At 67.5% G+C, this 21,799-nt stretch carries 17 protein-coding genes; 13 read left to right on the top strand and 4 right to left on the bottom strand.

All coding sequences use genetic code 11. The features are described from left to right. The first annotated feature begins 24 nt into the window (after positions 1 to 24). The gene (locus ASE28_RS30830; protein WP_082608325.1) at positions 25 to 3,681 is read left to right on the top strand and encodes a hydantoinase B/oxoprolinase family protein; all 3,657 of its coding nucleotides are present in this window, start codon (positions 25 to 27) and stop codon (positions 3,679 to 3,681) included. Positions 3,682 to 3,799: 118 nt separating this feature from the next. Then, positions 3,800 to 5,467, top strand: a complete 1,668-nt coding sequence (locus tag ASE28_RS30825; RefSeq protein WP_057269783.1) for a methyl-accepting chemotaxis protein — start codon at positions 3,800 to 3,802, stop codon at positions 5,465 to 5,467. A gap of 152 nt (positions 5,468 to 5,619) precedes the next feature. On the opposite strand, the gene ASE28_RS30820 is transcribed toward ASE28_RS30825, so the two are convergent. Then, complete coding sequence (locus ASE28_RS30820) at positions 5,620 to 7,317, bottom strand: electron transfer flavoprotein-ubiquinone oxidoreductase (protein ID WP_057269782.1); 1,698 nt, start codon at positions 7,315 to 7,317, stop codon at positions 5,620 to 5,622. A 140-nt stretch (positions 7,318 to 7,457) separates the two neighbouring features. Between ASE28_RS30820 and ASE28_RS30815 the strand changes: the two genes are divergently transcribed. The 4 genes from ASE28_RS30815 to ASE28_RS30800 all read left to right on the top strand — a co-directional run bounded on the left by ASE28_RS30815 (position 7,458) and on the right by ASE28_RS30800 (position 12,807). Next, complete coding sequence (locus tag ASE28_RS30815; protein ID WP_057206117.1) at positions 7,458 to 8,240, top strand: SDR family oxidoreductase; 783 nt, start codon at positions 7,458 to 7,460, stop codon at positions 8,238 to 8,240. Between the two features lie 18 nt (positions 8,241 to 8,258). Continuing rightward, on the top strand, positions 8,259 to 9,155 hold the full coding sequence (locus ASE28_RS30810) for a DMT family transporter (RefSeq protein ID WP_057269781.1): 897 nt from the start codon (positions 8,259 to 8,261) through the stop codon (positions 9,153 to 9,155). Then, positions 9,152 to 9,574: a thioesterase family protein gene (locus ASE28_RS30805; RefSeq protein WP_057269780.1), complete on the top strand. Its 423-nt coding sequence runs from the start codon at positions 9,152 to 9,154 to the stop codon at positions 9,572 to 9,574. The genes ASE28_RS30810 and ASE28_RS30805 overlap by 4 nt, the downstream gene beginning before the upstream one ends. A 158-nt stretch (positions 9,575 to 9,732) precedes the next feature. Then, entirely contained in the window at positions 9,733 to 12,807 is a 3,075-nt protein-coding gene (locus tag ASE28_RS30800; protein ID WP_057269779.1) for an EAL domain-containing protein, read from the top strand. 18 nt (positions 12,808 to 12,825) lie between these two features. On the opposite strand, the gene ASE28_RS30795 is transcribed toward ASE28_RS30800, so the two are convergent. From ASE28_RS30795 to ASE28_RS30785, 3 genes are read right to left on the bottom strand one after another with little or no spacing between them, the layout of a single operon-like run. Beyond that, positions 12,826 to 13,557: a hypothetical protein gene (locus tag ASE28_RS30795; RefSeq protein ID WP_235516253.1), complete on the bottom strand. Its 732-nt coding sequence runs from the start codon at positions 13,555 to 13,557 to the stop codon at positions 12,826 to 12,828. 20 nt (positions 13,558 to 13,577) lie between these two features. Beyond that, a complete protein-coding gene (locus ASE28_RS30790; RefSeq protein WP_057206256.1) occupies positions 13,578 to 14,159 on the bottom strand; it encodes a peroxidase-related enzyme in 582 nt (193 codons plus the stop codon). A 43-nt stretch (positions 14,160 to 14,202) separates the two neighbouring features. Further along, a complete protein-coding gene (locus ASE28_RS30785) occupies positions 14,203 to 14,985 on the bottom strand; it encodes an IclR family transcriptional regulator (protein WP_057269778.1) in 783 nt (260 codons plus the stop codon). Positions 14,986 to 15,107: 122 nt separating this feature from the next. Here ASE28_RS30785 and ASE28_RS30780 point away from each other — a divergent pair, with 122 nt between their 5' ends. The 7 genes from ASE28_RS30780 to ASE28_RS30750 all read left to right on the top strand — a co-directional run bounded on the left by ASE28_RS30780 (position 15,108) and on the right by ASE28_RS30750 (position 21,796). Then, complete coding sequence (locus tag ASE28_RS30780; RefSeq protein ID WP_057269817.1) at positions 15,108 to 16,115, top strand: tripartite tricarboxylate transporter substrate binding protein; 1,008 nt, start codon at positions 15,108 to 15,110, stop codon at positions 16,113 to 16,115. Positions 16,116 to 16,159: 44 nt separating this feature from the next. Next, positions 16,160 to 17,113 (top strand): amidohydrolase, encoded by a 954-nt coding sequence (locus ASE28_RS30775; RefSeq protein ID WP_057269777.1) that lies wholly within the window; start codon positions 16,160 to 16,162, stop codon positions 17,111 to 17,113. After that, entirely contained in the window at positions 17,110 to 18,093 is a 984-nt protein-coding gene (locus ASE28_RS30770; RefSeq protein WP_057206130.1) for a tripartite tricarboxylate transporter substrate binding protein, read from the top strand. The genes ASE28_RS30775 and ASE28_RS30770 overlap by 4 nt, the downstream gene beginning before the upstream one ends. Before the next feature lie 65 nt (positions 18,094 to 18,158). Continuing rightward, entirely contained in the window at positions 18,159 to 18,845 is a 687-nt protein-coding gene (locus ASE28_RS30765) for an RraA family protein (protein WP_057269776.1), read from the top strand. After that, positions 18,842 to 19,780: an NAD(P)-dependent oxidoreductase gene (locus ASE28_RS30760; protein WP_057269775.1), complete on the top strand. Its 939-nt coding sequence runs from the start codon at positions 18,842 to 18,844 to the stop codon at positions 19,778 to 19,780. Before ASE28_RS30765 ends, ASE28_RS30760 begins: the two co-directional genes overlap by 4 nt. A gap of 49 nt (positions 19,781 to 19,829) precedes the next feature. Next, a complete protein-coding gene (locus tag ASE28_RS30755) occupies positions 19,830 to 20,822 on the top strand; it encodes a tripartite tricarboxylate transporter substrate binding protein (RefSeq protein ID WP_057269774.1) in 993 nt (330 codons plus the stop codon). A 17-nt stretch (positions 20,823 to 20,839) separates the two neighbouring features. Then, positions 20,840 to 21,796 (top strand): tripartite tricarboxylate transporter substrate binding protein, encoded by a 957-nt coding sequence (locus ASE28_RS30750; protein ID WP_057269773.1) that lies wholly within the window; start codon positions 20,840 to 20,842, stop codon positions 21,794 to 21,796. The last annotated feature ends 3 nt before the right edge of the window (positions 21,797 to 21,799 follow it).

The raw sequence follows: 21,799 nt of genomic DNA, 5'->3' as shown, positions 1-21,799 counted from the left end.
CATTTCTATCCCATCGAAACCACCATGACCTCAATGACACCCCAAGTACAGATTCCCCGCTGGCAGTTCTGGATCGACCGGGGCGGCACCTTCACCGACATCGTCGGCAAGCGCCCCGACGGCACGCTGGTCACGCACAAGCTCCTTTCCGAGAACCCCGAGCAGTACAAGGATGCGGCCGTGGCCGGCATCCGCCACCTGCTGGGCCTGGCACCCGGTGAAGCGGTGACGCCGGCCCTGGTGGAATGCGTGAAGATGGGCACCACAGTGGCCACCAATGCGCTGCTCGAACGCAAGGGCGAGCCCACGCTGCTGGTCACCACGCGCGGCTTTCGCGATGCGCTGCGCATCGCCTACCAAAACCGTCCACGCTTGTTCGACCGCCACATCGTGCTGCCCGAGCTGCTGTACACCGAGGTGATCGAAGCCCGCGAGCGTACCGGTGCGCACGGCAACGTGATGCAGCCGCTGGACGAAGCCACCCTGCGCGGCGACTTGCTGGCGGCTTGGGGGCGCGGCCTGCGCAGCGTGGCCATCGTCTTCATGCACGGTTACCGCTACACGGAGCACGAGCAGGCGGCCCAGCGCATCGCGAAGGAGGTGGGCTTCACGCAGATCAGCACCTCGCACGAGACCAGCCCCATGATGAAGTTCGTGAGCCGGGGCGACACCACGGTGGTGGACGCCTACCTCTCGCCCATCCTGCGCCGCTATGTGGAGCAGGTGGCCAGCGAGATGCCCGGGGTCAAGCTGTTCTTCATGCAGTCCTCGGGCGGCCTCACCGATGCCAACACCTTCCAGGGCAAGGACGCCATCCTGTCCGGGCCAGCCGGCGGCATTGTGGGCATGGCGCGCACGGCCGGCCTGGCCGGGCAGGAGCGCGTGATCGGCTTCGACATGGGTGGCACGTCCACCGACGTGAGCCACTACGCCGGTGCATTCGAGCGCGAGTTCGAGACCCACGTGGCCGGCGTGCGCATGCGCGCCCCGATGATGAGCATCCACACCGTGGCCGCTGGCGGCGGCTCGGTGCTGAGCTATGACGGTGCGCGCTTTCGCGTGGGGCCGGAGAGCGCTGGCGCCAACCCGGGCCCGGTGAGCTACCGCCGCGGCGGCCCGCTGGCCGTGACCGATGCCAACGTGATGGTCGGCAAGGTGCAGCCGGGCTACTTCCCCAGCGTGTTCGGCCCTGCGGCCAACGAGACGCTGGACGCGCAGGCCGTGCGTGCGCGCTTTGGGGAACTGGCGTTGCAGACGAATCGCCAGCCCGAGGAGGTGGCCGAGGGCTTCATCCAGATCGCCGTGCAGCAGATGGCCAATGCGATCAAGAAGATCTCGGTGGCGCGCGGCTACGACGTGACGCGCTACACCCTGCAGTGCTTTGGCGGCGCAGGCGGCCAGCATGCCTGCCTGGTGGCCGATGCCCTGGGCATGACGCGCGTGTTCGTGCACCCGCTGGCCGGTGTGCTCAGCGCCTACGGCATGGGCCTGGCCGACCAGACCGTGATCCGAGAGCAGGCGGTGGAGCTGCCGCTGGCCGAGGCCTCGCTGCCCCTGATCGCCGAGCGCCTGGATGCGCTGGGCGCAGCCGCCCAGGCCGAGCTGGAACGCCAGCAGGTCAGCCAGCACCCGGTGCAGGTGCGCTACAACGTGCACGTTCGCTACGAGGGCACGGACTCGGCCCTCGTGGTGCCGTTCGGCGACATGGCGGCCGTGCAGACGGCCTTCGAGGCCGCCTATCGCCAGCGCTTCGCCTTCCTGATGGTGGGCAAATCGCTGGTGGTCGAGGCGGTATCGGTCGAGGCCGTGATCGCCGGTGACGCACCGGACGAGCCGCGTCTGCCGCTGCATGCCGAGCGCGTGCATCCACGGCGCGACACCGTGCGCATGTACTCTGGCAGCCAGTGGCACGATGCCGCCCTGGTGGTGCGCGAAGACCTGCAACCCGGCGACGTGATCCCCGGCCCTGCCATCATCGCCGAGAAGAACACCACCACCGTGGTCGAACCCGGCTGGCTGGCCCGCCTGACCGACCTGGACCACCTGGTGCTCGACCGTGTCACGGCGCGCAGCGTGCAGTACGCCGCCGGCACCACGGTGGACCCGGTGCTGCTGGAGGTTTTCAACAACCTGTTCATGAACATCGCCGAGCAGATGGGCCTGCAGCTGCAGAACACGGCCTACTCGGTCAACATCAAGGAGCGCCTGGATTTCAGCTGCGCGCTGTTCGATGCCACCGGCAACCTGATCGCCAATGCGCCGCACATGCCGGTGCACCTCGGGTCCATGGGCGAGAGCATCAAGACCGTGATCCGCGAAAACACCGGCAGCATGCAGCCGGGCGACGTGTACATGCTCAACGACCCCTACCACGGTGGCACCCACCTGCCGGACGTCACCGTGATCACACCGGTGTACGTGGCGGGCGGCAAGGAGCCCACCTTCTACGTGGGTTCGCGCGGCCACCATGCCGACATCGGCGGCACCACGCCAGGGTCGATGCCCCCGTTCTCGACGCGCATCGAGGAAGAGGGTGTGCAGATCAACAACGTCAAGCTGGTGGACCGCGGTGTGTTGCAGGAGGAGTCCGTGCGCCACCTGCTGGCCACCGGTGGCGGCACCACGCCGTACCCGAGCCGCAACCCGCACCAGAACCTGGCCGACCTGCGCGCGCAGATCGCCGCCAACGAGAAGGGCGTGCAGGAGCTCTCGAAGATGGTGGAGCAGTTCGGCCTCGATGTCGTGCAGGCCTATATGCGCCACGTGCAGGACAACGCCGAGGAATCGGTGCGCCGCGTCATCACGCACCTCAAGGACGGCCAGTTCACCCTGCCGCTGGACAATGGCGCGCAGATCAGCGTTTCGGTCAAGGTCAACGTGGCCGAGCGCAGTGCGGTGATCGATTTTGCCGGCACAAGCGCCCAGCAGGTGAACAACTTCAACGCCCCGCGCGCGGTGTGCATGGCGGCGGTGCTCTACGTGTTCCGCACCCTGGTGGACGACGACATCCCGCTCAATGCCGGGTGCTTGAAGCCCCTGCAGGTCATCATCCCCCAGGGCTCCATGCTCAACCCCAACCCGCCGGCCTCGGTGGTAGCGGGCAATGTGGAGACCTCCACCTGCATCACCAATGCGCTGTTCGGTGCGCTCGGTGTCATGGCAGGCAGCCAGCCGACGATGAACAACTTCACCTTCGGCAACGCGCAGTACCAGTACTACGAGACCATCGCGGGCGGCAGTGGTGCGGGTGCGGTGCTCAATGGGGAGGGTCGGGTGGTGCGCGGCTTCGACGGCACGAGCGTGGTGCAGACGCACATGACCAACTCGCGCCTGACGGACCCCGAGATCCTGGAGTTCCGATTCCCCGTGGTGCTCGACAGCTACGAGATCCGCGAGGGCTCGGGCGGCAGCGGCCGCTGGGCCGGGGGCAATGGGGGCGTGCGCCGCGTACGCTTTCTGGAGCAGATGACGGCGAGCATTCTGTCCAACGGCCGCGTCAAGCCCGCCTTCGGCATGGCCGGCGGGCAGGCCGGGCGCACCGGGCTCAACCGTGTGCTGCGTGCCAACGGCCAGGTGGAAGACCTTGCGCACATCGGCGCGGCGCTCATGGAGCCGGGTGACGTGTTCGAGATTTCCACGCCCGGCGGCGGGGGCTTTGGCGAATGCGTGGCTGCAGGCTGAGCCTCACCTGACGTTTGCGGTGCAGTCCCCGCGTTTTGGCACAGGGATTGCATTGCAAGGGCATACCTACCCATCGCGCCCGATGGGTCGAAAGACACGCAACACCACGGAGAAAGCCATGAACTACCTTCCCGCCACGGCCGGTGCCATCCGCAACCCCGCCGTCACGGCCTTTCCTGCTGCTGCACCCCTGGCGGCATCCCAACCGTCTTCGTCGCCGTCCCCGCGCGGCAAGCGCACCCTGACCGTGGGCCAGAAACTGGCAGCGGCCTTTGGCCTGCTGGGCGTGGCAGTGGCGCTGCTGGGCTCCACCACCTGGCTCACCGGCCAGGACACGACGCGCCAAGCCACGCTGCTCACGGCGGAGCAGTTGCCCATCGAGCGCTCGGTGCGCGAGTGGAAGACCCAGTCGGTGCACATCGGCCAGATCGCGCTGCGCGCCACCAGCTCGACCGACGTGTTCCCCCTGGTGGCCGAGATGCGCACCCAACTGGCCGCCGAGGAGGGCATGCGCAAGCGCATCGACGAAGCGCTGGCGGCATCGGCTGCGGCTGCAAGCACCGTGCCCGCGTGGAAGCAGACCCAGACGCAGCGCCAGCAGTACGCAGCCCTGCGCGACACCCTGGTGCAGAACGCACTCGAATCCAAGGTCATCAGCCAGAAGGAGCTGCAGGAGCATGCCGCAGCGCTGGCCCAGTACCTGAAAACCATCGACCAGTTGCTGGCCGAATCCGAAAAGTCCTCGGTGGCGGCCGCCGATGCGATGATTGCCGATGCCTCGCGTGCCCAGTGGGTCAGCGCGCTGGCCGTGGCCTTCGTGGTGGGCCTGTCGGCGCTGTTCGGCTGGCTGCTGCGCCGCTCCATCGTGCTGCCGCTGCGCCAGGCGTCGGACGCGGCGGCCCTGGTGGCGCAGGGCGACCTCACGGTGCGCATGGCCACGGACCGCACCGACGAGATCGGCGAGCTGCTCACCGCGCTCAACAGCATGGTGGAATCGCTGCACTACGTGGTGACCGAGGTGCGCGATTCGGGTGAATCCATCCACGTCGCCAGCTCCGAGGTCGCGGCCGGCAACACCGACCTGAGCGCACGCACCGAGCACACGGCCAGCAGCCTGCAGCAGACGGCTGCCAGCATTGCCCAACTGGCGCAGACCGTGGCCGCCAATGCCGACAGCACCCGCCAGGCCAACACCCTGGCCCACAGCGCCGCCCAGGTGGCGAAGAAGGGCGGCGAGGTGGTCGGCCAGGTGGTCAAGACCATGGACGAGATCAACGCCAGCAGCAAGAAGATCGCCGACATCGTGGGCATCATCGACGGCATTGCCTTCCAGACCAATATCCTGGCACTCAATGCCGCGGTGGAGGCCGCCCGTGCGGGCGAGCAGGGCCGGGGCTTTGCCGTGGTGGCCAGCGAGGTGCGCAACCTGGCGGGCCGCAGCGCCAACGCCGCCAAGGAGATCAAGGCCCTGATCGCCACCAGTGTCGACAAGGTGAGTGACGGTGCGCGCCTGGTGGTCACCGCCGGCTCAACCATGCAGGACATCGTCACCAGCGTGCAGCAGGTCACCACGCTGATGTCCGAGATCAACGCCGCCAGCAGCGAGCAGAGCAGCCAGATCGGCCAGGTGAGCCAGGCCGTGGACCAGCTCGACCACATGACCCAGCAGAACGCCGCGCTGGTGGAAGAAGGCGCCGCTGCGGCCCAGAGCCTCAAGGACCAGGCCAACCGCCTGGCGGGTGCGATGGGGCAGTTCCAGTTGACGGCAGGCGCCGCGATGGCGTGACTACGATCCGCTGCGCCATGAAAAAGGGCCTGCAATGCAGGCCCCCCGTGCTTGNCTCAGCGAAGCGGTTCTGGCTAGGCGCTGCGTCGCAGGCAGTACGAGTAGTACGACAAGACGCGGCAACGACGCCAGAAGAGTTTTGTTGGCCGCTCTTACATGCCCGAGTAGTTCGGGCCGCCGCCGCCTTCTGGCGTCACCCAGACGATGTTCTGCGTGGGGTCCTTGATGTCGCAGGTCTTGCAGTGCACGCAGTTCTGCGCGTTGATCTGCAGCTTGTCCTCGCCCGCATCGGTCTTGATGAACTCGTACACGGCGGCCGGGCAGTAGCGCGCCTCGGGCCCGGCGTACTTGGCCAGGTTGATGTTCACGGGCACGCTGGCGTCCTTGAGCGTCAGGTGGGCCGGCTGGTTCTCGGCGTGGTTGGTGTTGCTGATGAACACGCTGGAGAGCCGGTCAAACGTCAGCTTGCCATCGGGCTTGGGGTAGATGATGGGCTTGCACTCGGACGCGGGTTTGAGGTGCACATGGTCGGGCTTGTCGCGGTGCAGCGTCCAGGGGATATTGCCCTTGAGCACGAACTGCTCCAGGCCGTTCATGATCGTTGCGGTGACCAGGCCCTTCTTGAACCAGTTCTTGAAGTTGCGGTCCTTGTTGAGCTCGGTGTGCAGCCAGCTCTTCTCGAAGGCCTCGGGGTAGGCGCTCAGTTCATCGTGCTGGCGCCCGGCCACCACCGCGTCGTAGGCGGCCTCGGCGGCCAGCATGCCGGACTTGATGGCGGCATGGCTGCCCTTGATGCGGCCCACGTTGAGGTAGCCCGCGTCGCAGCCGATCAGTGCGCCGCCGGGGAAGATGGTCTTGGGCAGGCTCAGCAGGCCGCCGGCCGTGATGGCGCGCGCGCCGTAGCTGATGCGCTTGGCCGGCTTGATGCCCTTGGACTCGTCGCCCTCCAGGTACCAGCGGATGTTGGCATGCGTCTTCCAGCGCTGGAATTCCTCGAACGGGCTGAGGTAGGGGTTGGAGTAGCCCAGGCCGGTGATGAAGCCCAGCGTGACCTTGTTGTCGTCCAGGTGGTACAGGAAGGCGCCACCGTAGGTGTCGTTCTCCATGGGCCAGCCGGCGGTGTGCATCACGAAGCCGGGCTGGTGGCGCTGCGGGTCGATCTCCCACAGTTCCTTGATGCCGATGGCGTAGCTTTGCGGGTCGGAATGCGCGTCGAGCTTGAAGCGCGAGATCAGCTGCTTGCCCAGGTGGCCGCGCGAGCCTTCGGCGAAGATGGTGTACTTGGCATGCAGTTCCATGCCCAGCTGGAAGTCGGCCGTGGGCTCGCCTTCCTTGCCGATGCCCATGTTGCCGGTGGCCACGCCCTTGACGGAGCCGTTGTCGTTGTAGAGCACTTCGGCGGCCGGAAAGCCCGGGAAGATCTCCACGCCCAGGGCTTCGGCCTGCTCGCCCATCCACTTGACCACGTTGCCCAGGCGCACCACGTAGTTGCCGTGGTTCTGGAAATTGTGGGGCAAAAACACGTTGGGCACGCGAAAGGACGATTTCTCGCCCAGGAAGACCATCGCGTCGTCGGTCACGGGCTGATTCAGGGGCGCGCCCTTGGCCTTCCAGTCGGGGATCAGCTCGGTCAGGGCCTTGGGATCCATGATGGCGCCCGACAGGATGTGCGCGCCGGGCTCGGAGCCTTTTTCGAGCACCACGACGGAGATGTCCTTGCCATGGATGGCTGCCATCTGCTTGAGCCGGATGGCGGTGGCCATGCCGCCGGGGCCGCCGCCCACTACGACCACGTCGTATTCCATTGCTTCACGGGGACCATACTGGGCGAGGATTTCTTCGTTCGTCATGGGTTTCTCGTCGGGCGTTTGATATCGTGTGGATTGTCTTCGGACAGGACCCTGGTTCCTGTCTGCCTGGAGACTGATTGTATTCATGGATTTCGGACAATCGAACGACCGTTCTTTTTTCTGCAGTGGAGGCTCTCTAAATGGCATACAGCATCGATCTATCCGGCCGCGTGGCGTTCATCACCGGAGCGTCCAGCGGGCTGGGCGCCCAGTTCGCGCGGACCCTCGCGCGCGCAGGAGCCGGGGTGGTGCTGGCCAGCCGCCGCGTCGAAAAGCTCAAGGAGCTGCGTGCCCGCATCGAGGGGGAGGGCGGTGACGCCCACGTGATCGAACTGGACGTGACTGACCACATGTCGATCAAGGCGGCGGTGGCCCATGCCGAGACCGAGATGGGCTCCATCGACATCCTGGTGAACAACTCGGGCGTGAGCACCACCCAGCGCCTACAGGATGTGACGCCCCAGGACTACGACTTCATCTTCGACACCAACGTCAAGGGCGCCTTCTTCGTCGCACAGGAGGTGGGCAAGCGCATGCTGGCGCGCTCGCGCGGGGCGGCTCCGGGCAGCTTCACCGGCGGGCGCATCATCAACATCGCCTCCATGGCGGGCTTGAAGGTGCTGCCGCAGATCGGCGCCTACTGCATGAGCAAGGCCGCCGTGGTGCAGATGACCAAGGCCATGGCCATGGAATGGGGGCGCTTTGGCATCAACACCAATGCCATCTGCCCGGGCTACATCGACACCGAAATCAACCACCGCCACTGGCAGACCGAACAGGGCCGCAAGCTCATCGACATGCTGCCGCGCAAGCGCGTGGGCAGTCCCGAGGACCTCGATGCGCTGATCATCATGCTGGCCAGCGACCAGAGCCACTTCATCAACGGGGCCGTGATTGCGGCGGACGATGGCTTTGCGGTGTAGCCCGCGCCGCTTGACCCGATGCTGACCGGAATCCTGGCCGGGCTCGCTGCAGGCGCGCTCTGGGGGCTGGTGTTCGTGGCGCCCTACATGGCGGGCACGTTTGCCTCGGTGGACCTGACGGCGGGCCGCTTCGTGGCCTACGGCGCAGTGGCCGTGAGCATGCTGCTGTGGGGCCTCAAGGGCAAGCCGCGCCGACCCACCCTTGCCCAGGCCTGGGCGGCGCTGTGGCTGTCCGTGCTGGGCTTCACGGGCTACTACCTGCTGCTGGTCTGGGCGATCCGCGATTCGGGGGCCGAGATGCCGGCGCTGATCATCGGCACCATTCCGGTCTGGGTCATGCTGCTGGGCAAGCCCCAGGGCCTGCGCTGGGCCGCACTGGTGCCCGGGCTGGTGCTCACCGTGGCCGGCCTCGCGCTGATGGCCGAGGTTCCGCACGGCGATGCAGCGGCATCCGGCGCCGGCAGCTACTGGCGCGGCATCGCCATCGCGCTGGTGGCGCTGGTGTTCTGGACGGCCTTCGCCATCCTCAATTCCGCATGGCTCAAGCGCCACCCCGAAGTGCGCGCCACCGACTGGGCCAACTGGCTGGGCGTGGCCACGGGGCTGGTCGGCCTGCTGTTGTGGCTGGCAGGGGGCTCCAGCCTGCCCGCCCTGGCCGCGCAACCGGGGTTCGGGGTCTTCGTGGCCGTGTGCCTGGCGCTCGGTTTTGGTTCGAGCTGGCTGGCCACCATCTTGTGGAACATCGCCAGCCAGCGGTTGTCCGCCAGCCTGTGCGGGCAGCTCATCGTGAGCGAAACTTTGTTCGCTCTCGTATATTCGTTCGCGTGGGATGGGCGCTGGCCCTCGCCTGCACAGTGGGCGGCCGTGGTGCTGTTCACTCTGGGCATCCTCGCTTCCATCAAGGCACACCGATGAAGATTGAAATCCCCGAAAAGAAGAAGCTGGTGCACGAGATGCGCTTTCCCGTGCGCTGGGGCGACATGGACGCCATGGGCCATGTGAACAACACCGTGTATTTTCGATATCTAGAGACGGCGCGCATCGACTGGCTGGTGTCCGTGGGCTGCAACCCCGACCCCACAGGCCAGGGGCCGGTCATCGTCAACGCCTTTTGCAACTTCTACCAACAGCTCGAGTACCCGGCCGACGTGCTGCTCAAGCTCTATGTGAGCGACCCGGGCCGCACCACCTTCGAGACCTGGGGCACCATGGAGCGGGTGGACCGGCCGGGCGTGGTTTATGCCGCTGGCGGTGCTACCACGATCTGGGTCGATTTTCCGCAGAAGAAGGCGGTGGCCCTGCCGGAATGGATGCTGGCCATCGTTCAGGACTGATTTTGCGGCGCTTGACACCTCTGGGTGAATCGGACTAAATGGGCCGATCACAGGGCTCGGGCGGCTGATGGGGGTCGCACGGGTTCATTGAAGAAATGGGGGGAAGGCTGGCGACGTCCTGGCCACGCCGCTTTTCCCGGTCACGAGGGTTTTCGGCCATGGCCACAGAGAGCAGTCCCGCGCGCGATGGTGCGCAACCTGGCGCCTGGCTGCCTGGCTGGGCGGTGCCATTGGCCTTTGCGGCCTTTGTGGCTGGCGTCATTGCGCTGGGGATTGCCCTGCATTTGCAGGGTCAGCGGGCTGCCGAACAGATTGCATCCGAGACCCTGCGGGTCACCTCCGAACTGTCGGCCCATTCGCTGGACACCTGGCTCACGGAGCGCTCTGGCGATGCCGAGGCCATCGGCTCCAATCCCCTGCTGGTCAAGGCGCTCGACCACTGGTGGCAGGGCGATGCGCAACGCGCCGAGTACACCCCCTTCATCCAGCAGCATCTCGAGGGCATCCGGCGCGTCTACGGCTACCGGAGCATTGCGGTCGTCGATGTGGGTACGGACAGGGCGGTGTTCAGCAGCGGAGCCCCTCTGGACGCGCAGCAACGCAGCCGCGTGGCGCAGGCTGGAACGGGTGCGTACCCGCGGTGGATCGAGCTGCCTGCGGAGAATGGCGCAGGGCTGCGCCTGGCCCTGGCGCGCAGCATTGCCGACACCACCCGGGGAACGGGCCATGTGCTTTACATGGAAATGGACCTCCAGTGGCTGGTGGATACGCTGGCCAAGGCCAAGCTGCCGAACTGGGGTGGCGAAACCATCCTGGTGCACCGCGATGCACGGGGCCTGCAGATCCTTGCACCGGCCGGCGGGCCCGGGCTGCAGCCCCTTGACGGGCCCGGGCCCGTGGTCGAGTCCCTGCTGACCGAGCCCGGTGTTTCCGTGGTGCAGGGGTTCAACCGCCATGGTGTGGCGGTGATGGCGCGGCGCGAGAACATCCTGCTGCCGTCGTGGATGGTGCTCAGCCTGATGCCTGACAAGGCGGTGTATGCGGCGGTGCAGGACCGCAGCAAGCTCCTGGTTCTCGGGGTGGTGGTTCTCCTCCTCCTCGGCTCGCTGCTCTACGCAGCCTGGCGCCGGGGCGACCACCACCGCCACGCTGCGCGCGAGGCGGGGCTGCGTCGGCACTATGAGCAGGTGATGCGTGGCTCGACGGACATCTTTTTCCTGACCGACAACGACGGCATCATCCTCGATGTGAGCCAGGCGGGCGTCGACGTGTATGGCTACCCGCGCGAGCAGCTCATCGGCATGAATGCGCAGCGCCTGCGGCCGCCGGAACAGGCGGCGGAGCAGGCCGAGATCCTGGAGGCCATGCAGCCTGGCGAGTCGCGACAGGTGCGCATTCCCCGGCTGCGCGCCGATGGCAGCACCTTCCTGTTGGAGGGCACCGTCGGCTGCTTCGAATCGGAGGGCATGCGCTACTACGTGGGCATGGGCCGCGACATCACTCGCCAAGCCGAAGTGGAAACGCAGCTGCGTGTGGCCGCGAGCTTCTTCGACCGCTCCGCTGCTGCCATCGTGGTCGGCGACCGTGACAAGCGCGTCGTCTCGATCAACCCCCACCTCACCAAGATCACCGGCTACACGCTCGAGGATCTGCAGGGGCAGCCCACGGTGCTGCTCAATGCCGGGCTCGACTCCGCAGGGGTCGAGCGTGCGCGCGCCATCCTCAAGGCCGAGGGCTTCTGGGAGGGCGAGATGCATATCCGCCGCAAGGACGGCACGGTCTTCCCGGCGCGCCTGCTGGTCTGCGCGCACCGCGGTGCCGATGGCCAGGTGGAGCAGCATGTGGATCTGTTCACGGACCTGACCCGCCTCAAACAGGCCGAAAGCCAGGCCGAGTACCTGGCGGTGCACGACCCCGTGACCAGGCTGCCCAATCGCGCCAGGCTTGAGCAGGACCTGCCGCAGTACATCGCTGCGCTGAATGTCCAGAGTGCAGCGCCCCACAACAGCCTGTCGCTGGCCCTGGTCAATCTGGACCGGTTCAAGAGCGTCAACGAATCGTTTGGCTACGCGCAGGGCGATGTTTTCCTGGTCGAGGTGGCCGAGCGCCTGCGTGGGCTCAGCGCGGACCTCAAGGGCCTGTACCGCTATGGGGGCGATGAATTCATGCTGGTGCTGGCGGGCAACCCCGTCACCCATGCACTGCTGATCAGCCAGGTGCGTGCGCTGCTGGCACCGCCCATCCGACTGGGCGCGCAGGAGCACCCGGTGTCCCCCACTGCCAGCATTGGCATTGCGAGCAGCCCCGAGCATGCGCGCACCGCGGAGGAACTGCTGCACAACGTCGAAGCCGCCATGCGCATCGCCAAGGCCCAGGGGCGCAACACCTGGCGCCTGTATGCGCCCGAGATGAACGCCTCGGCCTACGATGACATGCTGCTCGCGGTGGACCTGCGCCAGGCCATCGATGTCGGTGACCTCGAGCTGCACCTGCAGCCCCAGTTCACGCTGGCGCATGGCCAGCCCGTGGGCATGGAGGCCTTGCTGCGCTGGACGCACCGGACGCGGGGCCCGGTGTCCCCGGCGCGCTTCATCCCGATTGCCGAATCCTCGGGGATGATCGCGGAAATCGGCGCCTGGGTGCTGCGCGAGGCGGCGCGCATCTGGTCACGCTGGCGCGGCGAGGGGCTGGTGCCCCTGCCCATTGCCGTGAACCTCTCAGCGGTGCAGTTCCAGGCGCCTGACTTCCTGCACGAGGTGGGCCGTGTCCTTTCGGAGTTCGACCTGCCCGCCGGTGCGCTGGAGATGGAACTGACGGAAGGCACGCTGATGGCCAACATGGACGCAGCGGTGGATATCCTGCGCCAACTGGTAGACATGGGCATCCAGATCGCCATCGACGACTTCGGCACGGGCTACTCCAGCCTGAGCTACCTGCGCCGCTTTCCGGTGAGCAAGCTCAAGATCGACCGCTCCTTCATCCTGGACCTGGGCAGGCACGGCAACGAGGAAGCCGAGGCCATCGCCTCGGCCGTCATCGCCATGGCCAAGAGCCTGAAGCTGCGCGTGATCGCCGAAGGCGTGGAAACCCCCGAGCAGCGCGATTTCCTCAAGGACCATGGCTGCGATGAGGTGCAGGGCTATCTGTATGCCCGGCCGATGCCCGTGGAGGCTGCGACGGCGCTGCTCGTGCAGCGCACAAGCCCCACCGAAACGCAAGGCAACTTCGCCTGAGCGCTGCCGCGGCTTGGTTCAGCCCGGTGGCAGGGCGATGCAGCGACCCTGCGGGCCTTCCGGGCCATTGCCCACGCCAAGCAACAGCACCCGCTGCAACTGCGGCAGGTAGCGGATAGCCGTCTGCGGCGCGCTGTACCCGGCCGAGTCCTGCAGTGCCTCGTCCATGCGCCAATTGCGGCCGGAGGACATGTGCTCGATGGTGAGTGTGCGCACGCCGGTGTAGAAGGTGCTGGTGATCTGCCCTTCGGTACCGAAGAAGCCGCCGCCCGTGCGCGCCGTGCGCCGGGTTCCCAGGAACGCGGTGCCCACGCGCAAGCGCTGGTCACGGCTGGTGCAGCTGCCCTCGAACGCTGCGGCGCAGTGCAGGGGCAGGGCGTTCTGCTGCACGGTGACGGGCTGCACGGCCGGCTGCTTGACCTCGTCGAGTGCCACGGGCACCAGGCGGGCGCAGTCGGCATCGGGCTCCACGCGCCAGGCGCCGGCACCGGGCAGGTCGGCAATGCCGTAGCGCGGCACACCCAGGCCCACCGCCAGGTAGTACGTCGGTCCGGTGACATCCTGGCGCAGCAGCAACAGGGGCGGCTGGGTGCTCGACAGGGGCGAGAGCGTGCCCGACGGGACTTGTACTGCCAGGGGTTGTGCATCCAGCGTGCCGTTGCCCGGTGCGAAGCCGCTGGCAACGGCGTGGGTGCCAGCCAGGTAAACCAATGCCGCACACCACCATGCTGCCATCGAACGATTGGACATGCCCGTGTGCATGGCGTGCTTCAAGCCGAAGGTTTTGCCTTGGGCACGCGGCCCATCAGGTAGAACTCGGGGTTGGGCTGCATGCCGGCAAAGCTGGCCATGCGGTTGCTGAGCCCGAAGAAGGCGGTGATGGCCGCGATGTCCCAGATGTCCTCATCGTCGAAGCCGTGCGCATGCAGCGCAATGAAGTCGGCATCTTCGATCTCGTGCGAGTGCTCGCAGACCTTCATCGCAAAGTCGAGCATGGCGCGCTGGCGCGGGCTGATCTCGGCCTTGCGGTAGTTCACCGCCACCTGGTCGGCCACGAGCGGCTTTTTCTCGTAGATGCGCAGGATGGCGCCGTGCGCCACCACGCAGTACAGACACTGGTTGGCCGCGCTGGTGGTGGTGACGATCATCTCGCGCTCGCCCTTGGTCAGGCTGCCTTCCTCCTTGAGCATCAGGGCGTCGTGGTAGGCGAAGAATGCGCGCCATTCGGCCGGGCGGCGGGCAAAGCCCAGGAACACATTGGGCACGAAGCCGGCCTTTTCCTGCACTTCGAGGATGCGGGCGCGGATGTCATCGGGCAGGCTGTCGAGCGATGGGGCGGGGTAGCGGGTCACGTCGGTCTCCTTGTTTTTTCTGATGGGCACCAGTATCGGGGATTCAAGGATGCCAATGGGTGGCGCGTACCGGACTGTGCGAGGGCGCTGCGGTGTTGCCCGCTAGCGCATAGGACAGCTGTGTGGCGGCGGCCATCACGGTCTGCGCGAGGGCTTCGAGCTTTTCTGCCGGCAGGCGCGAAGCCGGGCCCGAGATGCACACCGAGCCCATCAGCCGCCAGTGCATGCCGAACACCGGCGCCGACACTGTCGCCACGCCCTGTTCACGCTCGCCGATGGACCAGTGGTAGCCCTTCTGGCGGATGGCTTCGTAGGCCTTGCCCGGCTCGCCCGAGAAGGCCAGGATCACGCGTCCCGGCGAGCCCTTGTCCAGCGGCAGGCCTTCGCCCATGCGCGCATGGTGGCGCAGTGCCTGCGGCCCCTCCACGCGCACGAGGCAGGTGCGCACCTCGCCTTCGCGCACGTAGAAGGCGGCGCTCTCGCCCGTGGCATGGGTGAGCTCGCGCAGCGCGGGCTCCAGCACGTTCTGCACGTCAAAGCCCGCCTGGTAACGTGCGCCCAGCCAGCCGGCAGCAGGGCCCAGGCGCCAGTCGCCATCTTCGCGCTGCACCATGAAGCCCGACTGCGCCAGCGTGCGCGCCAGGCGCAGCACCGTCGTTTTGTGCAGGCCGCAGCGCCGGCTCAGCTCGGCCAGGGGCAGGCTCGATTCGCCCAGCGCAAACGCCTCCAGCACCTGCAGGGCGCGGGTGACGGCGATGACTCCGCCGGTGGTGTCGGCGGCCAGCGGTGCGGCAGGGGCCAGGGGCTTTTCAGGGGTGTTGCTCATGGCGCAATTCGTTTCATGGTGTGCAACTCCATTGTATGGGTTGAAACGTCTGCGTAAAGTCGCATCCACGGCGCCGGGCCATGCAGGCCGGCGTGACGAACCACCACAACGGAGACAAATCCATGCCAGTGCTTTCATCGCTTTCGCGTTCTGCCGGTGCACACCTGTGCGCTGCCTTCCTCGGGCTCGCCGCCGCTGCCATGCCGGCCGGCACGGTTTTCGCGCAGGCAGCCTATCCCAGCAAGCCGATCCGCCTGATCGTGCCCTTCCCGCCCGGCGGCGGCACAGACATGATCGCCCGCACCGTGGCCCAGAAGCTCACCGACCAGAACAAGTGGAACGTGATCGTGGACAACCGCCCCGGTGCGGGCGGCAACCTGGGCGTGGATGCCGCAGCCAAGTCCGCACCCGACGGCTACACGCTGGTCATGGGCCAGACCAGCAACCTGGCCATCAACCCCACGCTCTACCCCAAGCTGCCCTACGACCCGCTCAAGGACCTGGTGCCCGTGGCGCTGGTGTCGTCCTCGCCCATCGTGATGGCCGCGCCCGTCAACTCGCCCTACAAGAGCTTTGCCGACGTGGTGGCTGCCGCCAAGGGCAAGCCCGATGCGCTCACCCTGGGTTACTCAGGCAACGGCACCGTCGCCCACCTGGCCGGCGAGTTGGCCGAGAACGCTGCCGGCATCCAGCTGCGCCACATCCCCTACAAGGGCGCGGCCCAGGCCATGACCGACCTGGTGGGCGGGCAGATCGACCTGTACATGTCCTCCGTGCCTACATTGCTGGGCCAGGTGCGCAATGGCAAGCTCAAGGTCATCGCCATCACCTCCGCCAAGCGCGCTGGCCAACTGCCCGACGTGCCCACGCTGGCCGAGTCGGGCTACAAGGGCTTCGACGCCGTGACCTGGTTCGGTATCCTCGCGCCGGCCGGCACGCCCGCGCCCATCGTGGCCCAGCTCAACAAGGCCATCAACCAGGCCCTGCAGCAGCCCGACGTGGCCGACAAGCTGCGCAGCGAAGGCGGCGACGTGATGGGCGGCACGTCCGAGCAGTTCGGCCAGTTGCTGCGCACCGAGGTGCCGCGCTGGGGAAAGATCGTCAAGGACTCCGGCGCAAGCCTCGACTGAGCCTGCAGACCCCCAGCTGAGCCCACGCCCACCGGACCATCGCCATGACCCGCGATTGCCTTGTCACGCCCGTACCTTTCTCGGCCGGCACAGAAAAGCCCGCAGTGGCCGTACCCGCCGGGGCCTGCGACTGCCATGTGCATGTCTACGACAGCGGCTTTGCCCCGGCCCCCGGTGCCCGGCTGCTGCCGCCCGATGCCTCGGCCAGCGACTATGGGCCATTGCAGCGGCGCATCGGCACCACGCGCACCGTGCTGGTCACGCCATCGACCTATGGCACTGACAACCGCTGCATGCTCGAAGGGCTTGCTGCACTGGGTGAGCAGGCGCGTGGGGTCGCGGTGATCGACGGCAGCGAGAGCGACGAAGCCTTGCAGCAACTCCGTATCCAGGGTGTGCGCGGTGTGCGCCTGAACCTCTCGCTGGGTGTGTCGGGCAGCGCCGATCTGCTGGAGCCGCTGGCCGCGCGCATCGCGCCGCTGGGCTGGCACCTGCAACTGCTGATGGCGCCCGACCTGCTGGCGTCGCTGGCCCCTGTGCTGCGGTGCCTGCCGGTGCCACTGGTGTTCGACCACTTCGGGCGCATCGCACCTGCGCAAGCCGGCACGCATGCCGCCCACGCATTGCTGCTGCAGCTGCTGGCAGATGGCAAGGCCTGGATCAAGCTCTCCGGCTGCTACATCGTCAGCCCGCTGCACACGGTGGACGACCCCGCCCTCGACGCGCTGGCCCAGGGCTACCTGCGCTGTGCGCCCGACCGCGTGCTCTGGGGCAGCGACTGGCCCCATGCCACCGCCACGGCCGGCGTGCAGCCCCTGCCCGACGACGCGCGCCAGTTGGACCGCCTGGCGCAATGGATCGACCAGGCGCCGAACAGCGGCGCGACCCTGCGCGGCGTGCTGGTGGACAACCCGCAGGCGCTCTACGGCTTCGCTGCGCCCGCAGCCACTCCTGCATCCCCCCTTTCTGACGACGACCTGAAGAGGCCCATGCCATGACCATTTCCACTTCCCGCCGCAGCGTTCTTGCGGCCCTGGCTGCCACGCTGGCCACAGGCTCTGCGTTCGCGCAGGGCGACTGGCCCGCCGGCAAGCTCATCACCTGGGTCGTGCCGTACCCGCCCGGCGGCAGCACCGACGTGCTGGGCCGCAACCTTGCGCTGCGCGTGGCGTCCTCTCTGGGCACCAACGTCATCGTGGACAACAAGGCCGGTGCCACGGGCACCATCGGTGCCGCCTTCGTGGCCAAGGCCGCGCCCGACGGCTACACCCTGCTGGGCACGTCCATCGGCCCGCAGGCGATTGCGCCTCACCTCATGGGCAAGCTGCCCTACGACCCCATCGCGGGCTTCGAGCCCGTGATCACCATCGGCACCATTCCGCACATCCTGGTGGTGGGGGCCAAGCAGCCATTCCAGTCGGTCGCCGACCTGTTGGCGGCGGCCCGTGCCCAGCCGGGCAAGCTCGCCTTCGCCTCGGGCGGCAACGGCACCATCCTGCAGATGCAGGGCGAGCTGCTGCAGCAGCAAAGCGGCACGCGCTTCATCCACGTGCCCTACAAGGGCGACACCCCGGCACTGCAGGACACGCTGGCCGAACAGGTGCAGTTCATGTTTGCGCCGGCCGCCGCCGCGCTGCCCCATGTGCAGTCCGGCAAGCTGCGCGCGCTGGCGGTCACGTCGGCCCAGCGCCTGAAGGCGCTGCCCAGCGTGCCCACCATGGGAGAGGCCGGGCTCAAGGACTTCGTCGTCGAGCAGTGGCAGGCCGTGTTCGCGCCCGCCAAAACCCCCGCACCCGTTGTGCAGCGCCTGAACGATGAGATCGGCAAGGCCCTCAAGGACCCTGCCGTCGTGGCCCTGGCCGACAAGCTCGGCGTGACCCTGGTGGGCGGCACGCCGCGCCAGCTCGGCGACCTGCAGAAGGCCGACTCCGCCAAGTGGGCCAAGGTCATCAAGGACGGAAACATCACCGCCGAGTGATCCCTCGGACCGACACAGGCACCACACCTCTTCTCCGCATACCGAAACAAGACAAGGACCGCACCATGAGCCAGCTTCCCGAAATCATCCGTGGCATCGAACGCGTCAGCGCCGACGTCGTCCAGAAAGCCGCCACCTTCCAGGCGGCCATCCTCGCCGATGTAGCGGGCCGCCGCGGCACCATGCACGGCCGCGTGGCGCCCGTGCACCAGGACATGAAAGTGGCAGGCCCGGCATTCACCGTCGAGGTGCGCCCCGGCGACAACCTCATGATCCATGCTGCCATCGCCCTGGCCCAACCTGGCGACGTGCTGGTGATCGACGGCAAGGGCGACCAGACCGCCGCGCTGATGGGTACGCTGATGCTCAGCGCCTGCAAGAAACTGGGGCTGGCCGGCGTGATTGTCGACGGCGCGATCCGTGACAAGCTCGAATTGCTGGACCTGGGCTTTCCGGTGTTCAGCGCGGGCTTCAACCCCGCTGGCCCCACCAAGTACGTGCCCGGCCGCATCAACCACCCCATCTCGGCCGGCGGCGCCACAGTCCACCCGGGCGACCTGGTGGTGGGCGATGCCGATGGCGTGGTGGTGATCGAGCGCGAAAAGGCCCCCGCCATGATGGCCCTGGCCGACAAGAAGGTGGCCGACGAGGCTGCCCGCATCGAAGCCATTGCCCGCGGCGACACGGCATCCAAGTGGCTGCCCGCCGCCTTGCGCGCAGCCGGCGTTCTCAAGGAAGGGGAATCGCTGTGAGCCGCCCGAGCCTCATCGTGACGGGCGCCGACCTGGCCGGGGAGGCCCTGGCGCTGCTCGACGACTTCGAGGTCGTCTATGCCGGCAAGGCGCCCACCGAGGACGACCTGGTGGCCCTGTGCCGCACGCACGACCCCGTGGCCATCATCGTGCGCTACGGCAAGGTGGGCGCGGCGGTGATGGATGCTGCGCCCTCGCTCAAGGTCATCTCCAAGCATGGCAGCGGCACAGACACCATCGACAAGGTGGCTGCCAAGGCGCGCGGCATCGAGGTGGTGGCCGCCGTGGGCGCCAATGCCGCAGCGGTGGCCGAGCAGGCGCTGGCCTTGCTGCTGGCCTGCGCCAAGTCGGTGGTGGCGCTCGATGCGCGCATGCACGCCGGCCACTGGGACAAGGCCACGCACAAGAGCCTGGAGCTCGGTGGCCGCACCGTGGGCGTGGTCGGCCTGGGCGCCATCGGCCTGCGCTTTGCCAAAATGGCCGACGCGCTGGGCATGCGCGTGATCGGCTTCGACCCCTTCGCGAAGAACCTGCCGGCGTATATCGAGAGCGTGGACCTGGCCACCATCTGGCGTGACTCGGACGCGATCTCGCTGCACTGCCCGCTGACCGACGAGAACCGGGGCATGCTCAGCGCGGCGACGCTGGCGCAGTGCAGGCGCGGCGTGATCGTGGTGAATACCGCACGCGGCGGCCTCATCGACGAGCCGGCCTTGCTGGCGGCTGTGCGCAGCGGCCAGGTGATGGCTGCGGGGCTGGACAGCTTTGCGGTCGAGCCCATGGTCGCCGGCCACCCCTTCCAGGGCGAGGCGAATTTCATCCTCTCCCCGCACATCGGCGGCGTGACCAGCGATGCCTACGTGAACATGGGCGTGGGCGCGGCGAAGAACCTGCTGCAGGTCCTGGCGCGTACCCCTGCCCCAGCGGCCGCGTGAGGGAGCAGGGGCGGTACATCCACAGGATCACGATGAGGAGACACAAGCAATGAACAGGCACATACGACTTCCAGCGCTCGCGAGAAAGGCGATGCTGGCCACTTTGACCCTGGCATCCGCCACCTGCTTCGCGCAGGCCGCCGGCTATCCGTCCAAGCCGGTGAAGCTGGTGGTGGGCTTTGCGGCGGGGGGCCCCACCGACGTGGTGGCGCGGGCCTTTGCCGACCACGCCAGCCGTGCGCTGGGCCAGCCCTTCGTCATCGACAACAAACCGGGCGCCAACACCATCTTGGCCGCGCAGGCGGTGGCCAGCGCACCGGCCGATGGCTACACGCTGCTGTTCGGTGCCACCAACCACACGATGATCCCGGGGCTGTACAGCAACTGGGTGAAGTTCGATGCGGTGAAGTCGTTCAAGCCACTGTGCACGGTAGCCACCAGCCCCACCGTGCTGGTGGTGGGGCCGGGCCTGCCGGTGAAATCGCTGGCCGACTATCTGGCGCGTGCGCGCAGGGAGCCGGGCCGCACTACGGCTGGCACAGCGGGCGTGGGCAGTTCAGGCCACTTCGCCACCGAGATGTTCGCCCGGGCCAATGGCCTGCAGCTCAACCACGTTCCCTACAAGGGCGCTGCGCCGGTGGTGACGGACCTGATGGGCGGCCAGCTCGACAGCTCGTTCGCTACCCTGGGCTCGGTGCTGCCGCAGATCCGCAGCGGCAAGCTCGCGGCCCTGGCCGTGGCATCGGCCAAGCGCTCTCCGCTGCTGCCCGATGTCGCCACCTTTGCCGAAGCCGGTGGCGGCAACTACTCGGCCGATGCCTGGTACGGCGTGCTGGCTCCTGCAGGTGTGCCCGAGGCCGTGGCCCGGCAACTGGAGCGCGTGGCGGCAGATTTCGCGAAAAGCGCCGCGGCGGTGGAGAAGCTGCGCGGCATGGGGCTGGATGCGGATTCCACCTGCGGCAAGGCATTTGCCACGCAGGTCGAGCGCGAGGTCGCCACCTACACGCAGATAGCCAAGGACCTGGACCTCAAAGCTGAGTGAATGATCGGAGACATGACATGTTGCGTTTTCTCAAACCCCTGATCGCTGCCTGCGCCCTGGCCGTCGGCATGGCCCATGCTGCGTTCCCTGATCGTCCCATCACCATCGTCGTGCCCTATGCGCCCGGCGGCGCAGCCGACGCTGTGGCGCGCGTGCTGGCCACGCGCCTGGGCGCCAGGCTGAGCGCCAGCGTGATCGTGGACAACAAGGCCGGTGCCAGCGGCACCATCGGCGCCAGCTACGTGGCCAAGGCCAATGCCGACGGATATACCCTGCTGTACGACGCCACGCCGTACTCCATCAACCCGCACCTGTTCCCCAAGATGCCGTATGCGGCCAACGCGCTGCAGCCGCTGTCGCTGGTGCTGCTGGCACCCAACGTGCTGATCGTGAAGGCGGACTCGCCGCTCAAGAACATCAACGACCTGGTCGCCAAGGCCAAGGCCGCTCCGGGCAAGCTCAACTTCGCCTCGGGCGGCAGCGGCACGGTGCAGCGCCTGGCTGCGGAGCTGATGCGCCAGCAGCTCGACCTGGACATGGTGCATGTGCCCTACAAGAGCGGCGGCCCGGCCATCACCGACGTGATGGCCGGCCAAGTGGACTTCATGTTCGGCACCGTGGCCGCGACCTATCCCCACATAGCGGGCGGCAAGTTGCGCGCACTGGCCGTGTCGGCGCCCGAGCGCTCCAGGCGCCTGCCCGATGTGCCCACGGTGGCCGAGACGGTGATCCCCGGCTACGAGGCCTTTGAATGGAACGGCATGTTCCTGCCCGCCGGGACGCCCGAGCCCATTGCCGCCAGGCTGCGCCAGGCAGTGCAGGACGTGATGAAGGAGGACGAGGTGAAACAGCGCCTGGCCGATATGGGCGCCCAGGCCGTCGGCTCCACACCCGCCGAGTTCGCCACCTTCCTCAAGAAGGAAGACACCAAGTGGGGCGAGGTGGTGCGCAAGGGCAGCATCAAGCTGGATTGACCG

It is taken from the genome of Acidovorax sp. Root219, assembly GCF_001428665.1.
Classification (GTDB): Bacteria; Pseudomonadota; Gammaproteobacteria; order Burkholderiales; family Burkholderiaceae_C; genus Acidovorax.
This window is presented reverse-complemented; position numbering and strand designations above follow the sequence as displayed.

Excerpts from the sequence above, each read along its gene's own strand:
- ASE28_RS30770 (WP_057206130.1), top strand. The coding sequence starts at position 17,110 with ATGACCATTTCCACTTCCCGCCGCAGCGTTCTTGCGGCCCTGGCTGCC.
- ASE28_RS30800 (WP_057269779.1), top strand. The coding sequence starts at position 9,733 with ATGGCCACAGAGAGCAGTCCCGCGCGCGATGGTGCGCAACCTGGCGCC.
- ASE28_RS30750 (WP_057269773.1), top strand. The coding sequence starts at position 20,840 with ATGTTGCGTTTTCTCAAACCCCTGATCGCTGCCTGCGCCCTGGCCGTC.
- ASE28_RS30795 (WP_235516253.1), bottom strand. The coding sequence starts at position 13,557 with ATGTCCAATCGTTCGATGGCAGCATGGTGGTGTGCGGCATTGGTTTAC.
- ASE28_RS30810 (WP_057269781.1), top strand. The coding sequence starts at position 8,259 with ATGCTGACCGGAATCCTGGCCGGGCTCGCTGCAGGCGCGCTCTGGGGG.
- ASE28_RS30830 (WP_082608325.1), top strand. The coding sequence starts at position 25 with ATGACCTCAATGACACCCCAAGTACAGATTCCCCGCTGGCAGTTCTGG.
- ASE28_RS30820 (WP_057269782.1), bottom strand. The coding sequence starts at position 7,317 with ATGACGAACGAAGAAATCCTCGCCCAGTATGGTCCCCGTGAAGCAATG.
- ASE28_RS30785 (WP_057269778.1), bottom strand. The coding sequence starts at position 14,985 with ATGAGCAACACCCCTGAAAAGCCCCTGGCCCCTGCCGCACCGCTGGCC.
- ASE28_RS30755 (WP_057269774.1), top strand. The coding sequence starts at position 19,830 with ATGAACAGGCACATACGACTTCCAGCGCTCGCGAGAAAGGCGATGCTG.
- ASE28_RS30765 (WP_057269776.1), top strand. The coding sequence starts at position 18,159 with ATGAGCCAGCTTCCCGAAATCATCCGTGGCATCGAACGCGTCAGCGCC.
- ASE28_RS30805 (WP_057269780.1), top strand. The coding sequence starts at position 9,152 with ATGAAGATTGAAATCCCCGAAAAGAAGAAGCTGGTGCACGAGATGCGC.
- ASE28_RS30780 (WP_057269817.1), top strand. The coding sequence starts at position 15,108 with ATGCCAGTGCTTTCATCGCTTTCGCGTTCTGCCGGTGCACACCTGTGC.
- ASE28_RS30825 (WP_057269783.1), top strand. The coding sequence starts at position 3,800 with ATGAACTACCTTCCCGCCACGGCCGGTGCCATCCGCAACCCCGCCGTC.
- ASE28_RS30775 (WP_057269777.1), top strand. The coding sequence starts at position 16,160 with ATGACCCGCGATTGCCTTGTCACGCCCGTACCTTTCTCGGCCGGCACA.
- ASE28_RS30815 (WP_057206117.1), top strand. The coding sequence starts at position 7,458 with ATGGCATACAGCATCGATCTATCCGGCCGCGTGGCGTTCATCACCGGA.